The sequence below is a fragment of the Candidatus Hydrogenedentota bacterium genome, assembly GCA_019695095.1.
In the GTDB taxonomy this organism is placed as follows: Bacteria; Hydrogenedentota; Hydrogenedentia; order Hydrogenedentales; family SLHB01; genus JAIBAQ01.
Genome location: JAIBAQ010000019.1, coordinates 23,334 through 44,782, shown reverse-complemented (window position 1 = coordinate 44,782; position 21,449 = coordinate 23,334). Strand labels below are relative to the sequence as shown.

At 57.4% G+C, this 21,449-nt stretch carries 18 protein-coding genes; 7 read left to right on the top strand and 11 right to left on the bottom strand.

What is annotated here, in order from left to right; translation table 11 throughout:
* Positions 1 to 61 precede the first annotated feature (61 nt).
* The 3 genes from K1Y02_05465 to K1Y02_05455 form a co-directional block, all read right to left on the bottom strand.
* Positions 62 to 1,267 (bottom strand): exo-alpha-sialidase, encoded by a 1,206-nt coding sequence (locus K1Y02_05465; GenBank protein ID MBX7255788.1) that lies wholly within the window; start codon positions 1,265 to 1,267, stop codon positions 62 to 64.
* 162 nt (positions 1,268 to 1,429) lie between these two features.
* On the bottom strand, positions 1,430 to 1,720 hold the full coding sequence (locus K1Y02_05460; protein MBX7255787.1) for a hypothetical protein: 291 nt from the start codon (positions 1,718 to 1,720) through the stop codon (positions 1,430 to 1,432).
* Positions 1,721 to 2,010: 290 nt separating this feature from the next.
* Entirely contained in the window at positions 2,011 to 2,637 is a 627-nt protein-coding gene (locus K1Y02_05455) for a hypothetical protein (protein ID MBX7255786.1), read from the bottom strand.
* A 159-nt stretch (positions 2,638 to 2,796) separates the two neighbouring features.
* Here K1Y02_05455 and K1Y02_05450 point away from each other — a divergent pair, with 159 nt between their 5' ends.
* Complete coding sequence (locus K1Y02_05450; protein ID MBX7255785.1) at positions 2,797 to 4,239, top strand: DUF2851 family protein; 1,443 nt, start codon at positions 2,797 to 2,799, stop codon at positions 4,237 to 4,239.
* A 29-nt stretch (positions 4,240 to 4,268) separates the two neighbouring features.
* On the top strand, positions 4,269 to 5,633 hold the full coding sequence (locus K1Y02_05445) for an APC family permease (protein ID MBX7255784.1): 1,365 nt from the start codon (positions 4,269 to 4,271) through the stop codon (positions 5,631 to 5,633).
* An 8-nt stretch (positions 5,634 to 5,641) separates the two neighbouring features.
* On the opposite strand, the gene K1Y02_05440 is transcribed toward K1Y02_05445, so the two are convergent.
* From K1Y02_05440 to K1Y02_05415, 6 genes are all read right to left on the bottom strand, one after another.
* Entirely contained in the window at positions 5,642 to 7,474 is a 1,833-nt protein-coding gene (locus tag K1Y02_05440; protein ID MBX7255783.1) for a PAS domain S-box protein, read from the bottom strand.
* 186 nt (positions 7,475 to 7,660) lie between these two features.
* A complete protein-coding gene (locus tag K1Y02_05435) occupies positions 7,661 to 7,804 on the bottom strand; it encodes an entericidin A/B family lipoprotein (GenBank protein ID MBX7255782.1) in 144 nt (47 codons plus the stop codon).
* A 401-nt stretch (positions 7,805 to 8,205) separates the two neighbouring features.
* Complete coding sequence (locus K1Y02_05430; protein MBX7255781.1) at positions 8,206 to 9,252, bottom strand: uroporphyrinogen decarboxylase; 1,047 nt, start codon at positions 9,250 to 9,252, stop codon at positions 8,206 to 8,208.
* Complete coding sequence (locus K1Y02_05425) at positions 9,249 to 11,378, bottom strand: hypothetical protein (protein ID MBX7255780.1); 2,130 nt, start codon at positions 11,376 to 11,378, stop codon at positions 9,249 to 9,251. Before K1Y02_05425 ends, K1Y02_05430 begins: the two co-directional genes overlap by 4 nt.
* Before the next feature lie 68 nt (positions 11,379 to 11,446).
* Positions 11,447 to 11,614, bottom strand: a complete 168-nt coding sequence (locus K1Y02_05420; protein ID MBX7255779.1) for a hypothetical protein — start codon at positions 11,612 to 11,614, stop codon at positions 11,447 to 11,449.
* 11 nt (positions 11,615 to 11,625) lie between these two features.
* Positions 11,626 to 13,074, bottom strand: a complete 1,449-nt coding sequence (locus tag K1Y02_05415) for a hypothetical protein (GenBank protein ID MBX7255778.1) — start codon at positions 13,072 to 13,074, stop codon at positions 11,626 to 11,628.
* 310 nt (positions 13,075 to 13,384) lie between these two features.
* Here K1Y02_05415 and K1Y02_05410 point away from each other — a divergent pair, with 310 nt between their 5' ends.
* A complete protein-coding gene (locus tag K1Y02_05410) occupies positions 13,385 to 13,990 on the top strand; it encodes an IMP cyclohydrolase (GenBank protein ID MBX7255777.1) in 606 nt (201 codons plus the stop codon).
* A gap of 3 nt (positions 13,991 to 13,993) precedes the next feature.
* Positions 13,994 to 15,271 carry a phosphoribosylamine--glycine ligase gene (gene purD, locus K1Y02_05405; protein ID MBX7255776.1) on the top strand — a complete coding sequence of 426 codons (1,278 nt, stop codon included), beginning with the start codon at positions 13,994 to 13,996 and terminating at the stop codon, positions 15,269 to 15,271.
* 27 nt (positions 15,272 to 15,298) lie between these two features.
* Here the strand turns inward: purD and K1Y02_05400 are convergent, their stop codons facing one another.
* Together K1Y02_05400 and K1Y02_05395 are read right to left on the bottom strand one after the other, a co-directional pair.
* The gene (locus K1Y02_05400) at positions 15,299 to 16,225 is read right to left on the bottom strand and encodes a diguanylate cyclase (protein ID MBX7255775.1); all 927 of its coding nucleotides are present in this window, start codon (positions 16,223 to 16,225) and stop codon (positions 15,299 to 15,301) included.
* Positions 16,226 to 16,479: 254 nt separating this feature from the next.
* Complete coding sequence (locus tag K1Y02_05395) at positions 16,480 to 17,217, bottom strand: hypothetical protein (protein MBX7255774.1); 738 nt, start codon at positions 17,215 to 17,217, stop codon at positions 16,480 to 16,482.
* A 469-nt stretch (positions 17,218 to 17,686) separates the two neighbouring features.
* Between K1Y02_05395 and K1Y02_05390 the strand changes: the two genes are divergently transcribed.
* Genes K1Y02_05390 through purF form a run of 3 tightly spaced genes read left to right on the top strand, consistent with a single transcriptional unit; the run spans position 17,687 to position 21,441 of the window.
* Positions 17,687 to 18,973: a 6-phospho-beta-glucosidase gene (locus K1Y02_05390; GenBank protein MBX7255773.1), complete on the top strand. Its 1,287-nt coding sequence runs from the start codon at positions 17,687 to 17,689 to the stop codon at positions 18,971 to 18,973.
* A 36-nt stretch (positions 18,974 to 19,009) separates the two neighbouring features.
* Positions 19,010 to 19,909 carry a phosphoribosylaminoimidazolesuccinocarboxamide synthase gene (locus tag K1Y02_05385; protein ID MBX7255772.1) on the top strand — a complete coding sequence of 300 codons (900 nt, stop codon included), beginning with the start codon at positions 19,010 to 19,012 and terminating at the stop codon, positions 19,907 to 19,909.
* A 26-nt stretch (positions 19,910 to 19,935) separates the two neighbouring features.
* Complete coding sequence (gene purF, locus K1Y02_05380; protein ID MBX7255771.1) at positions 19,936 to 21,441, top strand: amidophosphoribosyltransferase; 1,506 nt, start codon at positions 19,936 to 19,938, stop codon at positions 21,439 to 21,441.
* Positions 21,442 to 21,449 lie beyond the last annotated feature (8 nt).

The window sequence follows — 21,449 nt, the reverse complement described above, 5'->3', positions numbered from 1 at the left end:
GATCAGTCCTGCGTAAGTCTCCGGTATGTTCAGTCTCAGATTTGCGCGATTCCCGCTCCGATCACTTTGTCGTGGGTTGAGAAATCTGTTCGCCGTCGCGGAGCCAGGCCTCGTCGAAGTGGACGTGTTTGATGGCCGATCCCTTGAACTCTTGGCTGACATAGGAATAGGTCAGATGGAGCGTGCCGTCAGCGGCTTGGATTAGCGACGGGTAGGACCCGGAGCCTTGGTCTTTGATGAAACTCTCGAAGCGGCGGCGGCGTATCCAAGTTGCCCCTTCGTCTTCGGAGAGGTAGGCCGAGAGGATGTGGCGTCCGTCTTGAGTGTCGTTGCAAATCAGTACCCAACTACCGCTCTTGAGTCCCACGCAATCGACGCTGGAACCGGGATTGGGTAACGCAGTTGTCGCGGTAGGCGTCCAGTTAATGCCGTGGTCGGCGGAAACGGACGTGCGGATGCACTTGGGGATACCGTTGTCGCGCATGAAAGCAACAATGTCGCCGTTCTTTTTGGTGACAAATGCGGGCTGGATGTTGCCTAGCTCGTAACTGATGATGGGCTGGCTGAAGGTCCAGTTCTCGCCCCAATCTTCGGTGAAGGCGGCGATTGAGCAATTGAACACGTCGGAGTAGAGTCCAAGCATAATCCGATTTTCGCCGAGAAGTATGGGATGAATGCGGGGCATCCAACCAAGACGCTGGGCGAGTTTGTCCTTCGCTTTAGTCTTCCATTCGTTGAGGCCCTTGGCCATCTTTTCGTCCGCTTTCAATTGGGGTGCGTACTGGATTTCGGCTTGTTTTACGGCTTCGAGGAAATCGTCTTCGAGGTCGAGGGGGCGGCAATGAACGACATCCTGCCATTGCCATTTGGGTGGACCATCTTGCGCATAGTCGGTGGAGGTCCGGTATTTGAGCAGCGCTCCCCCCCACTCGTTGTTCTGGATGGTCACCCAAAAGAGCCACAGCGTACCGCGTGGATCGACGAACATGACCGGATTGCAGTCCGGCAGGTTGGGCGTGTCTGCCATGATAAATGGGGCCGACCATTTGTCGTCGCCTTTACGTTTGCGCGCGCCCGCGACAAGCACATCGTCGGAAGAGCGCTCACCGGAGCCGTGGAACCAGCAGACGAGCAAATCGCCGTTCGGCGTTTCGACGATGCTGGAACTGTGGTTGTGTTTGGGATCGGGTTCAAAGACCAGTTGCTGTTCGTACAGCGGGGCGTTGGCGGCGGCGCACAGGAAAAGTGCGGTGAGAAAGCTGGTCATAGCGGAGTCTCCTTGCGAAAAGCACGTCGAATCTGGCCCGAGCGAATTGTAGTGTCGATTGAGTGCTTGTGCAAGGTTGCGGGGAAGGGAGAAGTGACGATGGTTGTGATTGACGAAGGAAACCGTACCGAAAACGCCCCAAAGAGCACGGACACCGCACTTCTACATGTTCTCGTCGTCCTCACAGGCACGGCGCGAATCGAACGCCTCGACTTCGGGAAGGCTTATAGCTTGCTTATACGACTCAAGCTTCCGCTTTGAGATCACATCAAAGACCAGAACGGAACCGTAGACTATGCACCCTCCCACACCGAGAACAAACATCGCAGGCGGACCGAATACCCCCAGAATAAGGACGGCAAGCACGACAAGCAGGAGATTCCTAGTCTGGGAAAGGTCTCGCTCAAGGCGTTTGAGTCGCTGCTCATTGGAACCATCGATAGCATGGCGCATAGCAGGGTCTCCTCTCCATCCGCTCCAACCGCCGTTCGACGGAACAGCCTCCAATCCTAATCACGGCAAGCCCCGTCAATCTCGCCGATAGTCGACATAATACCACGAGAGCATGACATGGATACAGTCGACCATTCTTCGAAATGCATCAGCGCGCGAGGACACTGCGCAATGGGTCCTTCATTGCGAAGTATTGGGCATGATAATGAGCGATGACGCACGATATCACACATGGCCCTGGTATCCGAATTCCGAAATGGGACCTATGGGTCTAGTGCGACAAATATGACCTATTTCTGCTCTTTGGGTGAGGGATTGGATCCCGAAGTTGCTGTTTTTGTGTCTTCGGTGCCGGAGGTGAAGGAGGGTTTCCAGGGCTGTTGCCACAGGTCCAGCGCCTTGATGCCTTCGACGTTGTTTGAATCCACCATCTTCTTCACTTCATCGTATGATAAGGGCGTGTTGTCATTCTTGTAGAAGTAGGCGCCGCCGGTGTCGAGCATCTTGCGCACGGCTTCGGCGTCTTTCTTCTGTGCGGCGATTTGCTCCGGAGTTAGCTCTTTCTTTTTTGGGGTTGCCTGTTTGGGATCTGCTTGCTTGGCGTCCTTCTGCTTTCCGTCCGTCTGCTTAGTGCTGTCCTGCGCATCCTTGGACTCACCCTCGGCGGGTTGAGCTTCAGACTTTGCTTCTTCGTCCGCGGGGGTCGCTTTCGATGGGGACGGCGCGGCGGATTTTTCGCGCACGGTGTTTATGCGCAAGTCGTTGGGATCAATGTTCTCGACGGTGCCGTCGCGTTCGATGACTTGAACTTTGCCTTTTCTGCCGACCAGGTCCGTGGAGGCACTCTCACTGAGCGCCGGATAAGCTACCAACACGCAGGCAAACAGCGTAGTCCATCGTCCGAGCCAAGAACCCATGTTTCTCCTCCTCAAGAGCAGAGGTCATTTTGTCAAGTAATTATACCATGCGAGATTGGAGTTGGTAGAGAATTTGGGAATTGGGTGTGTGGTTAGTATCATTTGTGGGGGTTGCCTAGTTCGCGTCTCGGATCTGAAGCGTTGGCACGAGGACCAATCATGAAAGAGGGGGCGGCGTTTTCGAGCGACTACGCGCGATTTCACACGGTGGCGCGCGAAGGCGCGCCGGTGGTGTCGGAAGAAGTTGTTCAGTGTCTATGGTTCGATCGGTTGTATCGCGGAAGTGGGCTTCAGACCGCAAGCGGGAAAGCTGTGCGGGTTTTGTCGCCTGGCTGGTGGAATCAGGGGGAAGGGCCGGACTTTCGCGGCGCGCAAATTGAGATTGCCGGGACGCTGCATTCGGGTGACATCGAAATCCATCTCGATCACGCCGCGTGGAAACAGCACGGGCATCACGTCGATCCGCGGTACGACGACGTTATCCTCGTGGTCGTGCTGGATACCCGACCGCCCTCGTCGCCGCCAGTCACTTCATCGGGGCGGGCGATTCCGTGCCTGCTGCTGGGCAAGTTCCTTGAGTTGCCGGTTGCGTTGCTTGCCGACACGGTAGTCCCCGACGATTTTCCGTATGACACGCCCATGGCACAGGGAAAGTGTGCGGAGATCTGCGGCGCGTACGGCGCGGCGCACCTTCTGGAGTTTCTGAGGCTCGCCGGCGAATGGCGGCTGCTAAACAAGGCGCGCGCGATGGGCGAACGGATATCGCGGGTGGGCGCGGACCAGGCAATCTACGAGATGTTCATGACGGCCTGCGGGTTCGTCCGGTACAAGAATCACTTTCATGCGTTGGCGCGGCAATTGCCTTACGAACGCGTGGTGCAACTGGCGCGACTCGATCCGATGCTAGTGGAAACGGCGTTTCTACAACTCGGGGGACTGTTGCCTTCCTTGCAGGAAGACGCGCACCCGCACCATGTTCGTCTCTCTGAGCTAAGGGAAGCGCATCTTTCCGGATTGCGCAGCCTGCCGCTTGGGTGGTCACGCAGCGGTGTGCGTCCGTGCAACTATCCAGAGCGCAGGCTGGCGGGAGCGGCGAGGTTTCTGGCAAGGACCAGCAAAGACGGTATCGCGAGCACACTGGCATCGATCTGGAAGGATGCCTCTCCCCCACTTCAGCGGCGCAGGGCGCTTGAGGCGTTGTTTCCACGTCCGATGGGGTTTTGGGCGGAGCATTACTCGTGGACGAGCGAGCGGCTCGCCAAACCTGTCGCGTTGTTGGGGGCAGGGCGGGTACGCTCAATCATCGGCAACGTTTTCGTACCTGCCGCGTTGGCCATGGCGCGCCAGAGGCAGGACCGGACCGCGGAAGAAGGCGTGCATGCGTTGTTCGCGGCGCTTCCGAAAGAACCAGACAATCACATCGTGAAAATCATGTTGCCGCGCTTGTTTGGAAAAGCGATCCCCCTGCGAATCGATTTTCGCGCGCAACAAGGACTCCTGCAGGTCTATCAGGATTGGTGCAGGTCCAACCCGTCTTGCCGCAACTGCTTTCTCGTCCCACATCTTGACAAGGATTCGCGGGTGCCCTACCCTTCGCCCTGATTGTGCACGAACAATCAGGGAGAGCTACCGTGACTGTTTCGCCGGAGAACGCGTCATCCATTTCTGCAGCAACGCCGATTGAGCAAGAGCTGGCAAAACCCGTGACACTACTGGGTGGTGTCGCGTTGGTTGTTGGCGGGGTGATAGGGATTGGGATCTATGCGCTTATCGCCCAGATTTCGATCGCGGCGGGCACTTCGCAGTGGCTTGCGTTTCTGATCGCGATAGCCATTTCGATGGTGGGCGTCACCCCCCTGATGCAGCTTTCGAGCGCCATGCCCAAGGCGGGGGGCGGATACTACTATGCTGCGCACTTGATGTCGCCGGCGATGGGCGCGCTCACGTCGTCGTGGGCGATACTGGGTGGCGCATGCTCGACGTGCGTCGTAACGGTGGGTCTGGCGAAGTACATTAGTCAGCACATCCCCGGCGGCGTACCTGACATGGCCATAAGCTTTGCGATCCTCGCGGTATTTTTTGCGATGTACCAATTTGGTTTGAAGCTGGCGATGTGGCTGCAGATCGCCATGGTCGTGCAGTTGTTCCTGGCCTTGACGTCCTATGCAGCCCTTGGCGCCGTGAAGGTTCCGATATCGTTTGCGCTGGATTTTCCCAAGGGTGCGGGCGGTTTTGCCATGGGGACGATACTTTGTTATTCCGTGTGCATGGGGTTTCAAGTGATCGCGGAAATGGGCGAAGAGATGCAACATGCGAAGCGGAACATTCCGTTGTCGCTGGGCATCGGCGGCGTGATCGTTCTGGTTCTCTACGTTGCGGTGGGCGCGACGTTCGTGAACTCCATTCCGTATGACCCGGAGCATATCCGCGCGATGAAGGCACCGCTGTCAGAATCGGCGGCCCTGTTCATGCCCGCGCCGTTGGTATTCTTTTTGGGCATCGGGGCGCTGAGCGCGGGCCTGACCTCACTGAATGCAGCAGCGATCGCGTTGCCGCGAGAGGTGTTCGCGCAAGCGCGCGAAGGGGTGCTTCCCGCCTGGCTGGGAGTCGTAAACGGACGTACGCGGAGTCCGTTGCATGCCGAGACGGCGTTCTTCGTGCTGGTGTTTGTGCTGCTGGGCTTCAACGCATCCATCGATTACTACGGGATTATGGCCGCGGTGGGCATCTTGCTGATGACGGTGATGCTGAGCATCGCGAGCGTGCGACTGCCGCGAAGAATGCCGGCAGAGTACGGCGCGGCGTATCTTCAGATTCCTCCGGCATTGTTGAAGGTGACTGCCGTCGTGGCTGTGGCGACATCACTGGGGTTCATGCTCATCGTGATAAGCGAAGCGCCGTCTGCCGCGTTGGTTTATGTGGTGTTCAGCGTTGTGGTGCTTGCGCACTACGCAATGCGTAGCCGACAGAATCCCGGCAACGACATCGAGCACTAACAACTGCGCTACGGCGTCACAGGAAGTAGTATCGTGAAGGTCGCGCCATGACCTGGCGCCGATTCCACTTCGATGCGGCCACAGTGATCGGCCACGATCCCGTGGGCGATGCTCAGCCCGAGCCCTATTCCTTGGCCTAAGGGCTTCGTTGTGAAGAATGGGTCGAACAAACGGGTCCTTGCTTCCTCGGAGATACCGGGGCCATTGTCGCGAAACCCAATGCGCACATTGGGACCGCTCAATGAGGTGGATATGCTCAAGCGCCGGGGGCGATCACCAACCTCGAGCAGTGCCTGGTGGGCGTTATTGAGAATGTTGAGAAAGGCGCGTTGAATGTCCTGCGCGCTCACTTTGAGTTGCGGCAAATCCGGATCAAGCTTCACATCGACCTCGATTTCGTCGAGACGAAGCGCGTATTCATACAGCGACAAAGCCTCGCCGACAAGGCCGTTGATGTCCACGGGCCTGCGACTGTGTTCGGCGCGGCGAGAAAACGTAAGAAGATTCTCGACGATGCGACGGCAGCGGTGCGTCTCTTCCAACATTCGATCGAATCGCTGGCGCTGGGAATCGTCGGTCGCTGTCCCTTTCAGCAATTCGCCATAGCCGAGGATGGCGGTGATCGGATTGTTTAATTCGTGGGCGGCACGCGCGACGATCTCTCCGAGGGCGGAGAGCTTGGCCGCCTGGATCAGGTTTTCTTCGAGGGCGCGTTGCCGCGCGGTATCGTGGACGATCAGCATAAGGCTGTCCGGCGAAGCCTTCTCTCCCTCGATGGGCACGACTGTGACTTCGCCCTTGATTTCGCCGCCGAACCGGGTCCTTACGGCGAGCGGGGACTTGAGGATTTTGCGCTGTTCGCAAACGGATTGAATGACCTGAGATATCTTCTCTTCGTCTTGCTCGCACACGTTGCGAATGTTATGACCAATCAGCGAGGTGGCTGACGTTGCGCCGCTCTGGGCCAACGCGCAGGCATTCACGTCTCTGATGTTGCCCTGGAGGTCGATGACGATCACGCCGTGCGACGTGTTGCCCATGAGGTGCTCGAAGTATCGATTCGTCCGAACGATGTCTTCCTGCAGACGTCTTTCCAGCCTGAGGTCGCGAGCAACGCCCACGACGGCATCTGGCCGGCCGCGTTCGCCGAACATAACTCGGGTGTCAATTTCGATCGGGACACGGTCGCCGTCTTTGGTGAAGATTTCGATGGAATAGGGTGACGAGCGTCCGGGGGAGGACGCCATGCGCTCCTCGACCAAATCGAGGTACTCGGGAGCGACCATATCGAAAACGGACATGCCATTGACGAGGTCGTCGCGGGTGTAGCGGGTCATTTCGAGACCCCGGTCATTGACGTACAGGAAGTTGCCGAGGGTGTCGTGGACATAGACCATGTCGCGGATGCTTCGAAGGATGCCCTTCAAGAGGCTGTAAAGGCGACGGGTCTCGGGCTTTGTCTCTTCTACGGATGCGCCGACCAACCCTTGATAGAGGCGAACGCCTTCAGGATTGAGGGGGCGCTCAGGTAAAGACTTGCGGATGCACCGCCGGAGAGCGAGAACGATCTCGTGGAAATCTTCCTCTCCGTAGTTCTCGCGAAGGACATTGATGGTCTCGGCCTCGACGGCCCGTAAGAGCCGGCTGGTCGTTGCGGGGTCGGCGCCGTGGTCCCTGAGACTGGCGACATCCACGCCGGTTTCGTTGGCAATGCTTGAGGGAAGTTCCGCGACAAGAGAGTGCAGCGGCTGCTCAAAATCGTCGACGTCGGTATATTCAATAGCAGCTTCAACAATGCGCAGGGCAGCAGACTGTATTATCTGTGTATATCCGTGTCCCATCCGGCAGTCTCTTGTGTTGTTTCTACGCTATCCCAAAGTACCAAAGACACGCAAATCAGGCGCGGCCAACATAAACCGGACAAAAACGCCTGGGCAGCCGCGCACGGCTGCCCAGTCCGTACTGAACCGTTCGAGGAATCACGCGCTCAGGCGGATTCCGATTTGCTCCGGTAAAACGAAGCAGGATTACTTGTTCGCGGCACGCTCAATGGCACGCCCGCCGGCTTGAATGTCTTTCCCGATTCCGCGAAACGTGTTGCATCCATTGAGACACGCGCCGAGAATCGCCACAGCCAGAATGAGTGACAGGGTTGCAATGATCCGTTTCATCGTTTTGAGCTCCCAATATCGTTCTAACGCCTTGCTTGGGTTGTTGGACTGAAACATCAGCGTATCAACCGGTGACGCGGCGGTCAACTTGGGGTGTAGGGTGAGCAGTTCTTGGTAGACAGCGCCTGCCTCGACTGCAATTGGTTGGCTGAAGTACGGGGCGAACACTTCATGGGATAAGGGAGACCTTTCAGTCGTTAAGAGTGGCTGGGGCAGGAGACCCTGCCACAACAGGTCGCACGGTCTGCGGTTTATCTTGCGCCGCGTTCGGCGATCGCGGTGCTACCGAAGGGAGACCTTCGGTCGCTAAGAGTGGCTGGGTCAGGAGACCCCGCCACAGCAGAGGAGACCCTGCCACAACAGAGGAGACCCAGCCACAACAGAGTCTCATGGGCTACGGTTTACCCTGCGCTGTCGCATCGTGTCGCTTTGACAACATCAACGAGGTGAGTCACGTGTTCAAAAGGAGTCTCGCTGAGCAGACCGTGGTCCAGGTTGAAGATGTGGCCTTGATGGTTTCCCGCGAGCACGCAGGACTGAGCGGCCTCGGTTATGGCGTCTTTGGGACCTTTGGCGACGAGTTGGTTGCTGACGTTACCTTGAATAGGACGTGATGGACCAAGCGCGGCGCGCGCTTCCGCGATACCAATGCTTGAGGGAAGGCTGATGATATCCGCGCCAGAGGCGGCGAGGGTATTCAGATCGTTCCACTCGCGGGCGAACGCGATGGTGGGGACGGTGCCTCGCAAGGCCTCAAAGATGCGTTGCTGATAGGGTAACGCGAATTCCCGGTATTCGACCTGGTTCAGCAAGTAGGCGCCTGATTCAAAGAGCTGGACGGCGGCAGCTTGAGCGTCAATCTGCATGCGCAGATAGTCGATGGTCATGACGGTCAGCTTGTCGAGCAGCTTGTGCATGCATGAAGCGTTGTCGCGCATGAACGCGTGGGTATTCTCGGCTTTGGCGCCGAAGCTCTTTCCTTCGATAAGGAACGCGGCGAGCGTGAAGGGTGCACCGGCAAAGCCCAAAACGGGCAGTTCACCGCGCAGTTCCTCGTGAATCAGCCTGAATGTCTCAGGGATAAACGGAAGTTCCTGGACAACGTCGTAGAGGCGGAGGCTATCGACGGCGGCTTCGTCGCGGATAGGCGCGTCGATTCGAGGCCCAGGGGCGAAGACAAACTCGCGCCCCATGGGGCCGAGCGGGGTCAAGATATCCTGGAAGTAGATGATCGCATCGACGCCAATGCGTTTTGGAAGAAGCGAGACGCGCGCGGCAAGCTCCGGATGACGGAACATCTCGCCGAGAGCCATGCCGCATTCGCGTTTGAGGCGGTTGTATTCGGGGTCGCTGCGCCCCGCTTGCCGCATCATCCAAATGGGCGTTCTGGGTGTCTTTTCTCCACGTGCGGCGCGCAGGATCAGGTCATTGGTGTAGGTAAGGCTCATTTGTTTGGATACTCGATGGAGTAGGTTTTGGCATCAAAGTCGACAGTCACGGACGTTCCATCAGCGAAGGTGGTGCGCTGTTTCCGGTAGGAAGCATCCAGGAATTCGTGGTTGGTCATCTCCAGGGTGGCGCATTTCGTATTTAGTTCGCAGGCTTCTTTCATGCGGGCAATCTCTTCGTCGGTTGCTCCCAAGCCAAGATAGGGCAAGCCGGTATTCAGCAGGCAATGAAGACGTCCGGCGTCCCCTTTGGGAATCCCCCATCCCCCATCTTCGCCCATGTCCCAAGGAAGCAAAACGGAGTCGTGGTAAACGAGGTTCCACAAGGGAATCGGGATGCCTGATGGTCCGCCGCCGCCGATTCCGGGAAACGTGGCATAGGGGCCGTGGTGGACGAGGTCGAGGCTCTTTGCGAGATAGTCGGTCGGCTCTTCGGAGCTGACGACGTAGCCGCGAGCGCGCAAGAGGTCGAAACACATGCGGCGGTATCGAGCGCATTCGGAGCGGGTCATGGGATGGGCCTTCTCCGAGCTTTCCTCAAGGGGGACCACCGAGAATACGTCGAGATATGCGCCTTTCACCTTGATGCCGTGATCGACGAAGTAATCGTGATTGTGGCGGACGTATTCGGGGGCGAATCGGGCGCTGAGGATCGTCTGTGGTCCGCCGGGCCACGTGGAACCCTCCTCACGGGAACCGTCGACGCGATATGCCGCGAGGCGGTCATCGAACGAGGCCGCGTTAAAATAGAAGTCGCGGTATTGATCGTGGACGGCAAAGAGGTACCCGATGGTATCGCAGGTGTTCGCGAACCGTTTTAGACCTTCCGGGCCTCCTTGCAGCGCGCCAACGGGCGTCGTGTCGGGATGGCCGCTGTCATAGCCGTAGCATCCCCAGCCGTCGAGATGGACGTAGGCATCGGTTACGCCGCGATCGTGGAGTTCTTTCAGACCTTTAGCGAGGGCATCAAATGACTGGTATTGGTGGTTTTGCTCGTACTTCCCTTTGTTGAAGAGGGAAGCCTGGGGCACGAAGTGGTAGAGCGAGCCGATGTGAATCACCGGGCGACCGATGACTTCGTTCACGTTGGGCGTGCGCGTACGTTTTTCGTTCAGCGAAACGAAGTTCCCGGTTTCGATGGCGTAGCGGCGATAGCGTTTCGCCATGGTAACGTAGGTCGCGGCGTCGTCGAACACGTAACGAATCGTGCGCAGATATGCGACTTTGCCCAGACTGGCATACCATTGCGGCTCCACTGTCGTGGGGCCACCGGACGGGTGATTGTAGAAGGCGCCGGCGTCGTCGCTGGTCTCGAGGATAGTCTGGACGCCGTGACCATCGCGGATTTGTCCCCACCAGGGCATGTAGAGGGAACGTGAATTCACGAGGTCGCCTTGATGGATATCCTGTTTCCAGTCACCGGGGAGCAGCATGCCTTGCATGTGAGGGATAACGGCGAAATCGTTGGGGGTATTGCCCGTTTCGATGGCTTTGGGCCAGCGGATGGAGCCGACGTTTATGCCGTTTTCGACGGCGGTCAGTTCAAAGACGATTTCGTTGCCAATAAGATTGAAGGTCAGCCGGAGTTCCAGACCGGGGACGTCGGGGAATTCCGCGAGAGTAAGCAGCATACCGAGGCTGTAGCCGGTACGGAATTCGGCCATCGTCTTCGAAGCCGCGGCATTGAGGCTCAAGGTGGTTCCGTTGACCTGGAGATCCTTGGCATCACAAGGGAGGAACCGCCACTGAGTCGCGGGGGTCTTTACGGTCATCCCGAGGTCGGCTCGCGAAACGGTAAGCACGAGGGCGCCGTTGTCCACCGTCCAGGAATCGGCGGATTCCGTGTAGGTTCCGGGGGCTTTGGTTGGCCCATCGGAGGCGTTCTTCCACAGCCAGAGGAGGACTTCGTCGAACTTGAGATAGAGCTGATTAAACTCCTCTTCTGTCTTTGCGCCCTTTTCGAGGAGCGCTTTGAGTTCCCCCACTTTGGCATCGCGCTGGGCTTGAAGATCGGCCGGCACGGCGATGGAATCAAGCGTTGCGACATACTGTCTGACAGTGTCTACGCGAGCGGAAAAATCGGCGTCTGCGACCAGCAACGACGCGGCCACGAGTATCCAAGCCATAATTAGACTCCCCCCTGCTTTCTATGCGGACAAATATTCCGACTTCTCTCGGTCGCGCGGCATTGCGCTCAATCGCGCGGACGGCGCGTAAAGATGGCGAGTATGATTCCGGCGGCTGCGACGCCGCCCCAAAGGCGTGGGTCGCCAATCAACCCCGTGGACTGTATGATTCCCATAAAGACTCCAACAACCCCAAGCACACCAGCAATAGCCAACAGAATACCAAGGAGTGTCATACCCGCATCCTCTATCCTTGTTTCAACCCATCGTTTAACAGTTCGCGAAGGTTCAACTTCCAATATCCCGAATCGGGAGCATTTTTCCAGTTTCCCTGTTCGTCGCGCGATTCGTAGGCGACCCAGAAGTCCAGGTCCGTTGCGCCATACACGACGCTCATCACGTTCCAATCGTTGAGGTGCAGTTTCTCGGTGTTGTGCGCAACGGTCGCCGCAATATTGAGGGCCTCGTCAGGCCCGATTTTACGGGGACTGCCTGCTTCGATCACTTTTGTATCGCGTATTGGGAAAACATACTCCGAACCTGTCTCGTAGGCCTTGATCATGTCGTGCATGGGAACATGACAGGACACGTAAGAACTGCCTTTCCGGGGGTCGCCGTCATTGGCCGGTTCGCCGGGTCCGTTGTCGGCGGCCTGAAGTGCGCGCGTCTTTTCGCCAAATGCGGTGTCGGCGCGAAATACGGCCTCTTTGAGAGGCAGGCCATATTTCAATTCTTCGCCGGAAGGGCTTACCCAACGCGCGGCGCGCTCTTTGGGATCGTCATCGTAGAAAAGCTCGCAACAGTCGTAGTTGGTCTCGAACGCGGCAGCTCGCGGCGCAAAGGCTTCGGTCCCGAAGTGTCTTGGGTCGCCGTGTGCGACGAGGTAGTTGTAGCCGATGGTGTGGCGAGTGTTGTTGATAATGCCAACGGCGTCATCCAACGAGCGGGAATCTTCCAATACCTGGCGCGCCATGAGGGTCCAAGGAGTGCCATCCAATTCTTCGCTGACGCTGAAGGCCCCCACTTCGGAGAGCGTAATGCCTTCTTCGTTCATGCCCGCCAAGGCGCCAATAATGCCGCCATAGCCTATTGCGACGTACGCGGGGGCATTATCGGGTTCGTAGAGCGTGATTTGGCGGTCTTCGTGAAAGCCGACTTGGGATATCCAGTCGAGATTGCGCAGAGCATAGAGCTTTCCATCGACAGTCCGGTTGCCCCACACCGCAAACATGGTGCACGACATGGGCCGAAAGCCTGCCAAGGCCTGTAGGATCTCGGCGTCGACGAACTCGTTCAGGCGTTCTTCGCGTTTGTAGAGGTCGAGGTTGGCTACGGCCAGCAGACGCTCGAGATCTTGGGCGGTAATGGCAATGTGGGCCGAGCGCGCTCCCTCCACGATAGCCTCGATTTCTTCCAGGTAGCGTTCGGGAGTGTGAGGACAAAGCATCCGCCAAGCGCTGTCGAGAATACACGTAGCAAGGTCGGTGCTCGGAAGGCCAGCCGACACGATGCCTATGGCGCGGGCGGCGGAAGTGAGGATCTTGTCTCCTGCCAGATGACCATACTGGTTTGCCATTTCGGCGCGCGACCCTCGAAGGTGCAAGAGCGGCAAGGTTCCGAAATTGGATACAAGTTGAAACAGGCGTCCCTTGCCTGCCTGGCGGACTAGGATCTTCGAGTATGGTTTTTCGTACACGACAGCCATCGTGAATGCCTTTCAGAGGCCGCGAACTCTTGGCGCGGGGAAGTATAGTCGGGGATTGGGGATGGGTCAACGCGGTGGATGGCACAAAGAGGCGCTTGAACATGGGACCTATGGGACAACCTGGACAACGGACATTCATGTAGGGGCGAAAGGGACCAAGACGGAGGGGACGGTGCAGAATGGCAGACACGCTTCGGTGAATTTCGAATTCTTGTGGTGGGTCCGGTATCATAAATCCCCCTTTTCCGCTCATGCGCGCGGAGGATGGGAATTTTCGCCGTAGGGCACGGAGGTAGGGACGATGCAGAAAGTCAGACGGGCAATTCTGAGTTGTCACGACAAGACGGGAATTGTGGAGCTTGCCCAGCTCTTGCGTGAATTCAACGTGGAAATTATCAGCACGGCGGGAACGCTACAAGTCTTGCGGGACGCGGGAATCGACGCGGTGAGCATCGGAGACTATACGGGCGTTCAGGAAATGATGGACGGGCGCGTCAAGACGTTGCACACGAAGGTGCACGCAGGATTGCTTGGGATTCGGGAGCGAAAGCTACACGAAGAGCAGTTGTGCGCGGCCAACTTCCATTGGATCGATTTCTGTATTGTGAATCTGCACCCCGTCGAAGACGTGATTCAGCGTCAGGGGGTGACGGTAGAAGAGGTCATCGATCAAGTCGATATCGGCGGTATGTCGATGATTCGATCGGCGGCGAAGAATTTCCGGTATGTGACGGTAGTCGTGAATCCGGAGCGGTACAAGGGCGTCATGCATGAGCTGCGTGCCCACGACGGGAACGTGACGTTTAAGACGCGTTTTCGGTTGGCGCAGGAAGCGTTCGAGTGTACGGCCCAATACGATACGGTCATTGCCGAGTATTTGAAGAGTGTTCAACTGAACGAGGAGTAGTCCGTGAAGGTACTCGTAGTAGGGGGTGGGGGCCGCGAACACGCGTTGGTGTGGAAAATCGCGCAGAGCCCATTGGTCAAGACATTGTATTGCGCACCGGGCAATCCTGGTATCTCGCGATTGGCGGAGTGTGTTGACATTGCCGCGAGCGACGTGGATGGATTGGTCCGTTTTGCGGCTGAGAAGCAGTGCGACCTGACTGTGGTGGGTCCCGAGGATCCGCTGTCGCGGGGGCTGGTGGATCGCCTGGAAGAGCGTGGATTGCGCGCGTTTGGCCCGGTTCAGGCGGCCGCCCAATTGGAGGCGAGCAAGGCATTCGCGAAACGGATCATGTGCAAGTACGGCATTCCCACAGCCGAGTACGCCGAATTCGACGTGGCGTGGAAGGCCATTGAGTACGTGAAAGAAAAGGGGGCGCCCATTGTCGTGAAGGCAGACGGCCTTGCGGCGGGCAAGGGCGTAACCGTGGCGCGCACGGTGGACGAGGCGGTCGAAGCGATCAACTCTGCGATGACCGAACGGGTGTTTGGCGACGCGGGCGCGAAGGTTGTTATCGAGGAGTGCCTAATCGGCGAAGAAGCGTCGATACTGGCATTCTGTGATGGCAAGACGGTTGTTCCGATGGTCCCCAGCCAGGATCACAAGGCCGTGTTCGACGGCGACACGGGGCCGAACACGGGGGGAATGGGCGCCTACTCCCCTGCCCCCGTTGTCGATGAGAGACTGCTGGAAGTAATTCATTCAAGCATCCTGCGCCCGACGGTGGAGGGGATGGCGAAAGAAGGCACGCCGTACAAGGGCGTGTTGTATGCGGGCTTGATTATCACGGAGCAAGGCCCGAAGGTCATCGAGTTCAATTGCCGCTTTGGCGATCCTGAGACCCAAGTAGTTTTGCCGCGCATGGTGGGTGATATCGTTCCAATCTTCGGCGCGTGCATCGACGGTACGCTTCACAAACAGCAATTGGCATGGAACGACGATGCGTGCGTGAGCGTGGTGATGGCTTCTGGTGGCTATCCCGGTTCGTTTCAAAAGGGATTCGTGATAAGCGGCATCGACGATGCGGAGCGCGGCGGCGCACTGGTTTTCCATGCCGGGACGAAACAGACCGAGGCCGGAGTGACAACCAACGGCGGCCGCGTGCTGAACATTACGGCGGTGGGATCGGGCATACCTGCTGCGATCGGCAAGGCGTATGAGGCCGTAAAGCGCATTCAATTCGAGAACGCTCATTGGCGCACGGACATCGGCAAGAAAGCACTCAAGCGGTTGGGGATTTGAGATCGAGACGTTGTGCGAATTGCCGCGCTACTCTTGAGAGAGGTTGCAGGCGACCAGTCTATCGCTACGCTTGCCCTTGGCTTCAAGCAGTCCGCGCATAGCTTGCCCCAGGACACGGTCCGCGCTCAGTGCGCTTCCGTTCTGGCAGGAGACAATACCCGCGCTCATGCGCACTTCGGTGGGAAAACTCGGATCCGAGAAGGTCGTGCTGTCCATTTCATGGAGAATCTTCGAGGCGTAGCTCACGGCCTGTTCCATTGGCGTGTGCGGCAGCACGACGGCAAACAGGGTGCCATCGTAGCGAGCGAGCACGTCGAAGGTGCGCGAGTGGTTGCGCAACGACATGGCCAATTCGACGAGTAGATCGTCCAGCGAGACGGGTCCAAGCTCTTCGTCGACGGCGCGGACTTCGTCCACGTCGAAAACAACACACGATACGGGATAGTCGTAGCGGTGGGCTTCTTCGACTTCTTCCTGAAGGCGCTCCAGAAGGAAACGCCTGTTGCGCAGACCGGTGAGGTGATCGGTATACGCGGAATCGCAGAGGATCTCGTCGGCAGGCGTAAGGCGCTGAGTAACGTTGCGCGCGCGAATCGCCGCCTCAACGCGCACCATCACCATGGGCAGGTTGTACGGCTTGGTGATGTAGTCGACGGCGCCCAATTGGTAGCCGGTCAGAATATCGGCTTCAGAACCTTTCGCGCTCACGAATATTACCGCGATATCGCGAGTAAGCGAAGACTCTTTCAGACTCTTGATGACCTCAAAACCGCTGATGTCCGGGAAACAGACATCCAACAGTAAAAGATCGACGCCCCCCTTACGACACGCATCAAGGGCATCGGCACCCGTGTACACGGCAAAAGCGTCATAGTTATTTAACTTGAGACCTTCGCAGAGTACTGTTGCTGCGGGTTCGTCGTCGTCGGCGACGCACACGCGAAACTGCTGCACGATTGCCCACTCCCCTGGTAGTCATTAGCCCAAATGAAAACTATCTCAATAGAGTTTACCCGAAGTGCGACAAAATACGCAAGTTGTCGCAGGTGATTAGCACGCAATAGCTAGTGTTTGCAGATACGATGTCTCATTCTGGTGTAGTTCGTGCGCATTGCACGCGCGCCCGGTCCAGACGGCAATACGATGCCGATTCAAAAGAGGAGGACGCCCCACGACATGTCTAGGGAAGTGCGTATATACGCGCCGGATTAAGTATGGTTTTCGCCGAAGGGATTGCGGGGAACGGGGGTTGAGCCGGTATCGAGGCGGGCCAATCGTTGGGAGACGGAGCCGGCGAATTCAGAATCGGGGAAGCGGGCGAGATAGGTTTCAAGGGCCTTCCTGGCGGCATCTCGGTTGTCGAGCCTGCGGAGGTAGATGTCATGAAGCCGATTTGCAATAGAGAGCGTTTCCTCCGGTGAGGCGGAGGACTTCAATGCGAGTTCGAACCACGGCACAGCGTCCGCAGGGCGGTCCACTTTCATATAGTTGTCGGCGGCTCGAATAGCGGCTTTGGTTTCTTTGGGGAACATGCGGGACACGGCGACGAATTCGCGTGCGGCGCCTTCGAAATCGCCGCGCAATTCGCAGGCCTCGGCAGTGCCGTATTGGGGCACGCTGACGCCGTAGCGGCGCGTGGGCATAATCAAGTCGACAATGAAGTGCGAAATGAACGAGACCAGCAGGGGGCCGTACAGTGCGGCAGCAGAGACGGTAAGTCCAAGAACGGAGAAGACGAGCTTGAGGTGATTGTGTCCGAGCCATTTTTTGAGCAACGTGAATTCGAAGATGAAGAAGAAGAAGAGAGCGGTTACGGTGAAGGTTTCAACCGCGCGGTCGAGTTCGACTCGGTGCACGAGACGTTCGCGCAGGAGGTAGAACCCCCAGAGTAAGTAAGGGATCAACAGAAGACCCGAAAGCACCCATGCCAGGTCGAATCCTACCATCGCATATCACCATGTATCAGGGCCGCAAGCAGAGTGGAACCCTCCTTTGTGAGCCGCATGCGGTTTTGAAACGAAGTAGCTGGATAAACCTAACCATAGTATGGAATTCAGAGATCTGGATTTTCGATTTTGGATTGAAACCCGGGAAAGTCACAATCGACCTGTGGCGCAATTTGGTCACGCATTTGTTCCCTCGAAGAACAGTGAAATTCTGGCAAATAGCAGATCGCATGTTCAATTGCCCGTTGCGACATCAAAATGCACAAAATTCAGCGGAATCGATTGTACCCGATACGTCATGACATGCCAATGCCGAAGTGTAGACGAGTTTGACTTCCAAGCGAGTCCACCTTATCATCGTCGTCGTCACAAAGAGCACGTGCGGGACTCTTCACAAGCGCCCTAATTCGGGCGCACCTCGAAGTCGATTCAAGAACTCGATTCATTCTTTAAGGAGCGCGATCTCTTCATGAAAATTGCTGTAATCGGGGGCGGTAGCTCTTATAGCCCGGAGCTTGTGGATGGTCTTTTCTCGCGATTGGACCGTATACCAGTCTCGGAAGTGTGGATGATGGACCCGGTGCTGGATCGCCTGGAGATAACCGCCGGGTTGGCGCGGCGCATGTCGGAGAAGAACGGGAATCCGTTCACGGTGCATCACACGACGGACCTGCGGGACGCGGTGAAGGATGCCAAGTATGTGGTGACGCAGTTGCGGGTGGGCGGAATCCAGGCGCGTATCAACGACGAGAAGCTTGGCATGCGCCACGGCATCATCGGCCAGGAGACGACTGGGGTCGGTGGATTTGCCTGCGCGTTGCGAACCATCCCGCGTATTCTCGAGATTGCGTTGACCATGGAGAACCTGTCTCCGGGGGGGTATCTCGTAAACTTCACGAATCCGTCCGGCATTATCACGGAAGCCTTGCTCAGGCACAGCAGCGTGACGAGTTTCGGACTCTGCAACATACCCATCGGTATCACCATGGAAGTGGTCAAGCACATGGGGTGCGCGATGGAGGACGTCGAGCTGGATTACGTGGGACTGAACCACCTGGCGTGGATTCGCGGGTTCAAGATCAAAGGCAAAGACGTGACCGACGCGGTGTTGGCGAAGTTTATTGAGCACGCCAGCGAAGAATGGGACGACGAGACCATTTGCGCGAACATGGTGGAGTCCATAAAGAGCCTTCGGATGTTCCTGAACGGGTATCTTCAGTATTACTACGCGACCGACGCGGCCCTGGCAAAGATTCAGCGAAAGGGAAAGACCCGCGGCGAGGAAGTGGTCGAAATCGAGCAGTCTTTGTTCGACAAGTACAGCAAGGAAGAATTGAAGGAGAAGCCTGAAGAGTTGTCGAAGCGCGGCGGCGCGCATTACTCTACGGCGGCCTTTCACTTGATCGATGCGATCGAGAACGATCGCAAGAACCGTCAGGTGATTTGTTGCAGGAACAACGGGGCGGTGCCGACCTTCGACAAGGACGCGTCGGTGGAAGTCGCCGCTATTATCGGCAAAGATGGCGCAGCGGCCATCCCGCAAGAGGCGCCCGCGCCGATCATTCGCGGCTTGATGCAGAACATCAAGGCGTACGAGACTTTGACGGTAAAGGCGGCAGTCGATGGTGACCGGGAGGCGGCGTTTGAGGCGATGTTGACTCACCCGCTCATGCCGGGCGCCAAGGCGAGCAAGGCGTTGCTGGAGGAACTTCTGGAGATCAATAAGGAACATCTCCAAGGTACCTTCTTCGAATAGAACGATGAGTCCACAGGAACAACCAGGTGAGCGATCATGAGCAGTCAAGCGCTTTGTGAAACGAACATTCCCGCCCTTCAACCTACAGCGCGCGGGAAAGTCCGCGACATCTACGATCTCGGCGACCGCCTTCTGATTGTGGCAACCGACCGCATCTCGGCATTCGACTGGGTAATGCCGGTAGGGATTCCCGACAAGGGGAAGATCCTGACGAAGATGTCCCTGTTTTGGTTTGAGATGATGGGCGATCTCGTCAAGAACCATCTGATATCGGTCAACATTGCCGATTTTCCGAAGGTATTTCAGGAGCACGCGGATCAGTTCGACGGGCGCTCCATGTTGGTTCACAAGTGCGAGATGTTTCCGGTGGAGTTTGTTGTCCGGGGGTATTTGGCGGGCAGCGGTTGGAAGGAATACAAGACCAGCCAGACGGTGTGTAAGATTGCGCTTCCGGCAGGTCTCAAAGAGTCGGATCGCCTGCCTCAGCCGTTGTTTACTCCGGCGACCAAGGCGACGGATGGACACGACATCAATATTTCGCCGGAGGAAGCCGCGGGGATTATTGGGGATGACTGGTGCGAATGGGCTTCGACGGCGGCGATCCGGGTGTACGAGCGGGGACGTGATTTTGCGTTGGAGAAGGGTATAATTCTGTGCGACACGAAGTTTGAGTTCGGCGTGCGCGAGGGTGCGCTGGTGCTCGCGGACGAAGTGTTGACACCGGACTCATCGCGTTTCTGGCCGGCGGACCAGTATCAGCCGGGCAAGGGTCAGCCCAGTTACGATAAGCAATTCGTGCGGGATTGGTTGGAGACGACGGGTTGGGACAAGAATTCGCCGCCTCCGATGTTGCCGGACGAAGTTGTGACAAAGACTCGTGAGAAGTATGTGGAGGCGTATCGCAAACTGACGGGGCGTACGGACATCTCGCTATGATGAACCAGAACGATTCGGAGAACAGTATGCAGGACTCAGACGAGAATTCGGGGAACGACGAGCATCCGCTTGATGGCGACCGGTTGCGCGAGGAGTGTGGCGTATTCGGCGTGTTCGGTCACCCGGACGCGGCAACTCTCACGTATCTGGGGTTGTATGCCTTGCAGCACCGCGGCCAGGAAGGCGCGGGGATCGTTGTGTCTGATGGCGGCCAACTGCGGGGCCACCGAGGCGTCGGTTTGGTTGCGGATGTATTCAAACCCCACCGTCTGCGTCCTTTGCAGGGAGATATTGCGATCGGTCACGTCCGGTACAGCACATTCGGAACGAGCGTGTTGAAGAACGTGCAGCCGTTGATGCGGGACTACAAAGGGGGTTCGATCGCCCTTGCACACAATGGAAACCTGACGAATGCGGCTCAGTTACGCGAGGAGCTTGAGAACGAGGGACGCATTTTTCAGTCTTCCACGGACACCGAAGTGGTCATCCACTTGGTAGCGAAGTCGCAGGAAACGCAGTTTGTCGACAGCATCGTGGACGCACTCAACCGAGTTGTTGGGGCGTACTGCATACTGGCCACCAACGGCGAGGACATCGTGGCGGTTCGCGATCCGCATGGGTTCCGTCCGTTGTGGATAGGCCGACTGGGTGATGCGACGGTTTTTGCGAGCGAAAGTTGCGCGCTGGACATCATTGATGCCGAGCCGGTTCGCGAAGTGGAACCGGGCGAAGTGATTGTCATTAATCGGGAAGGCATGCGCTCGTTCAAGCCATTTGCCAAAGCGCCGTTGCGCCCGTGCATTTTCGAATTCGTCTATGTGGCGCGTCCCGACAGTGTCGTGTTCGGTCGAAGTGTGGACGAGGTGCGCAAGCAGCTTGGACGAAACCTGGCCAAGAACGACAAAGTCGAAGCCGATTTGGTGATGGCGGTACCGGACTCGTCGAATCAGGTTGCGCTGGGGTATTCGCACGAATCGGGCATTCCGTTCGATATGGGCTTCATTCGCAACCACTACGTGGGGCGCACGTTTATCGAACCCGATCAGCAGATTCGCGATTTCGGTGTGAAGATCAAACTGAATCCTTCGCGCACAGCGGTCGAAGGGAAGCGCATAGTGCTGGTTGATGACAGCATCGTGCGCGGGACGACGTCGAGAAAGATCGTGAAGATGCTGCGTCGAAGCGGCGTGAAGGAGATTCATTTCCGGATCAGTTGCCCGCCAATCGTCAATTCGTGCTATTACGGCATCGACACGCCGCAGCGCGAGAAACTCATCGGCGCGAACATGGGCGTTGACGAGATGCGGGACTACTTGGGGGTGGACTCGCTGAAGTTCCAGACGATTGAGGATCTGGTTTCGGCAGCCGGATACACGATGGATCAATTCTGCCTCGCCTGTTTCAACAACAATTATCCGACGAAGACACCTCAGGAATTCGACCCGGCGCGTAAGAACCGTCATCACGTCGACATGAGTTTGGATTTGGCGGGAATTGGAGTAGGCAATCAGCAAGTGCCCGCGCATTGGTGAAGAGGAAT